The 2,999-nt window shown below is 47.4% G+C and carries 3 protein-coding genes; all 3 read left to right on the forward strand.

Annotated features, from left to right (window positions below; genetic code table 11):
* Positions 1-95 precede the first annotated feature (95 nt).
* Genes dcm through Q0140_RS09120 form a run of 3 tightly spaced genes read left to right on the forward strand, consistent with a single transcriptional unit; the run spans position 96 to position 2,812 of the window.
* Entirely contained in the window at positions 96-1,121 is a 1,026-nt protein-coding gene (gene dcm / locus Q0140_RS09110) for a DNA (cytosine-5-)-methyltransferase (RefSeq protein WP_297963923.1), read from the forward strand.
* Positions 1,122-1,910 (forward strand): phage antirepressor KilAC domain-containing protein, encoded by a 789-nt coding sequence (locus Q0140_RS09115; protein ID WP_297963925.1) that lies wholly within the window; start codon positions 1,122-1,124, stop codon positions 1,908-1,910. It abuts the gene before it with no gap.
* Positions 1,907-2,812: a hypothetical protein gene (locus Q0140_RS09120; RefSeq protein WP_297963928.1), complete on the forward strand. Its 906-nt coding sequence runs from the start codon at positions 1,907-1,909 to the stop codon at positions 2,810-2,812. The genes Q0140_RS09115 and Q0140_RS09120 overlap by 4 nt, the downstream gene beginning before the upstream one ends.
* The last annotated feature ends 187 nt before the right edge of the window (positions 2,813-2,999 follow it).

Consider the following 2,999-nt stretch of genomic DNA (forward strand, 5'->3'; position numbering starts at 1 on the left):
CGCAAGCGCGATCGGTTTCATTACGGAAGAGTACAAAGATGAGGAAGAGGATATCAATATGCAAATCAGGTGCAAGAAAAAGAAAGGATGATATTTTGCATATTGCGACTATCTTTTCAGGTATCGGTGTAGCGGAGATGGCGCATCGCAAGGTTTTCGGCTATAGCGGCACGATATTTGCTTGCGAAATCGACAAATTCGCGCGCCGTAGCTATGAAGCCAACGCGCTCAACCACCAAAATGTGCCTTTCTATGAGGACGTCCGCACCCTAGACGCTACGAACTATCGCGGACAAGTAGATGTGCTCGTAGGCGGTAGCCCCTGCCAAGACTTTTCTATCGCGGGAGAGCGAGCAGGCACAGGAGGAGATCGCGGCAATCTCATCTGGCAATACTACCGTATCGTGAAAGAATGCCGCCCGGAGGTTTTCGTATTTGAGAATGTGAGAGGCTTTCTGTCAATCGAAAAAGGCAGAGCCTATGTGAGCTTTCTAAACGCCTTACGCAATCTAGGCTATCACTGCCACGCCGAAATTCTCAACACCAAAGACTACGGCATCCCTCAAAACAGAGAGCGGCTCTACATAGTGGGCTTTTTGGACGCGGATAGATATTTTTCCTTCCGTTTTGCGCCGAAAAAGCCTCTGAAACTTACTCTTGGGGATATGCTAGAGCCCTGTGTAGATGAAAAATACTTTTTGAGCGAGCGCGCGATTGCCGGGATGAGGCGAAAGAATCCGAAATTTAAAGGGCAATTCCGCCCGGTTTCGGAATTCAGGGGCATAAGCAACACCCTAACTACGAATCCCGGTCATCGTAGAACGGATACCTTCATCATCCAACGAGCGCGAGGCTTCAACAAAGGCGGCGAACTTGAGCTTTGTCCTACGATCAGCTCAAATTCTTTCGCACAAAACAATCCGCTTTCGGGCGAGCGCATCCGTAGGCTCACTCCAAGAGAGTGCCTGCGTCTGCAAGGCATAGACGACAGCTTTCAAATCGTCGTGAGCGATACGCAGCTCTACAAACAAGCGGGAAATGCGATGAGCCAAAACGTCGTAGAGATGATACTCGGGCAAATAAAGGGCTCGCTGATGAAAAATTTTAAATTGGGGGCATAAATGGACCTAGAAATTTTTAGAAAAGATGACTTTGAGATCAGAGTTGCGGTAGATGAGAAAAACGAGCCGCTGTTTTGTTTGAACGACGTATGCAGGGCTCTAGACATTTCAGACCCTAAGCAGGTAAGAGATGCGATAAATACGGAGTTTGAAAAGGAGGGGGTATTTTATACCTACCCCTTTGAAACTGCAGGCGGCATACAAAATTTCACGATGATAACCGAGCCGCAGTTGTATTTCGTGCTAATGCGAAGCAACAAACCCAACGCGAAGCCGTTTAGAATGTGGGTAAATAACGAAATTTTGCCCGCTATCCGCAAGCACGGCGGCTATCTGACCCCTGCAAAGATCGAGGAGGTGCTAAACGATCCCGACACCATCATAGCCCTAGCCCAAAACCTCAAAGCCGAGCGCGCCGAAAGAGAGCGGCTGCAAGCCGAAAAGGCAGCGAATGCGGGATACGTGAGCTTCGCCAAATCGGTTGAGGCTAGCGTCGATAGCATTCTCATCGGCAACTACGCCAAGCTGCTAAGCGACAGCGAGGGGGTATCTATCGGACAAAACAGACTTTTTGATTTCCTGCGCGCTAGCGGCTATCTGATCAGCGGAGGCGCGCGCCATAATGTGCCAATGCAGCGCTACATCGACAGAGGCTATTTCGAGGTCACGACGCAGACATTCGCGGGCAGCACCGGCACGCATCAAAAATTTACCACCAAGATCACTGGCAAGGGGCAGATAGCCCTTGCGGGAAAAATAGTCGAATACTTTAAAGGAGAGAGGATATGAGGCACGCGTTTAATACGGATTTAGCCGAAAAATACGGCATAGAAAAAGCGCTGATAATAGATTATTTCGCCTATTGGGTAGTTGAAAATATGCGAAATGAAAGAAATTTCCACGAGGGCAGATATTGGGTTTTTAACTCTGCGAGTGCCTTAAGCGAAAAATTCCATTATATTTCGCGCAGGACGATGAACCAAAAACTTCAAGAATTAGAGGCGGACGGTATTTTAATCAGTGGGAATTTTAATAAAAATAAATTCGACCGCACGAAATGGTATAGCTTCAAAGATGAATATGCTTGGCTACTAGACGAGCATCGCAGCTCGGCAGAAATTGCGGCTTCGAGTGGGGATAATCTCCAATCCATTGGAGAAAGTAGCCACTCCATTGGAGAAAATTGCCAATGGAGTGGAGAAAATTGCCACTCTATAAAAATATCAAACACATATACAGACAAAAATTCAAAAGAATTTCAAACGGATAGCTCGCTATCGCTCGCTAACGCACGCACGCGAGAAGCGATCCCTGCAGACGATTTTTCGCAGAGCAATATTTTCTCGCCTCCTGTCCAAGAACCCGCAAAGCCTAAAAAATTTCAAAAACCTACGATTGAGCAGATCAAGGCGTATTGCAAGGAAGCGGGCAAAGATATTGACCCAGAGGCATTTTTCGATTTCTACGAAGCCAAAGGCTGGGTGGTAGGGCGAGCTCCGATGAAAGACTGGAAAGCGGCCGTAAGGAACTGGGCTAAAAACGAAAGCCAATTTCTGCGGCGCAAGGTTGGTTCTGACGGGCAGGAGGTGGGCTCAATGGGGCTACCGCTGTCGCAAGTGAGCGAAGCGGGACAAGTTACGATGGCAAACGCTACGGGGCTTTATGAATATTACGAAAGGCAGGGACGATAGGATGGAATTTAAGGAGTTTATGCCGTGTTTTTCGGTTATGTGCGAATACTACGGCGCGAAATTTGGAGAGGTATTGTAAAAATAAAAATAAGAATTTAAGTTTTTGAGTTGATGGGGTTGTTAGTTGACGAGTTAACAAGTTAACGAGTTGACAAGGGTGTGAGGTGGTCAATGCACAAGGCATATC

Origin of the sequence: uncultured Campylobacter sp., assembly GCF_938045405.1 — a bacterium.
Taxonomy (GTDB): domain Bacteria; phylum Campylobacterota; class Campylobacteria; order Campylobacterales; family Campylobacteraceae; genus Campylobacter_B.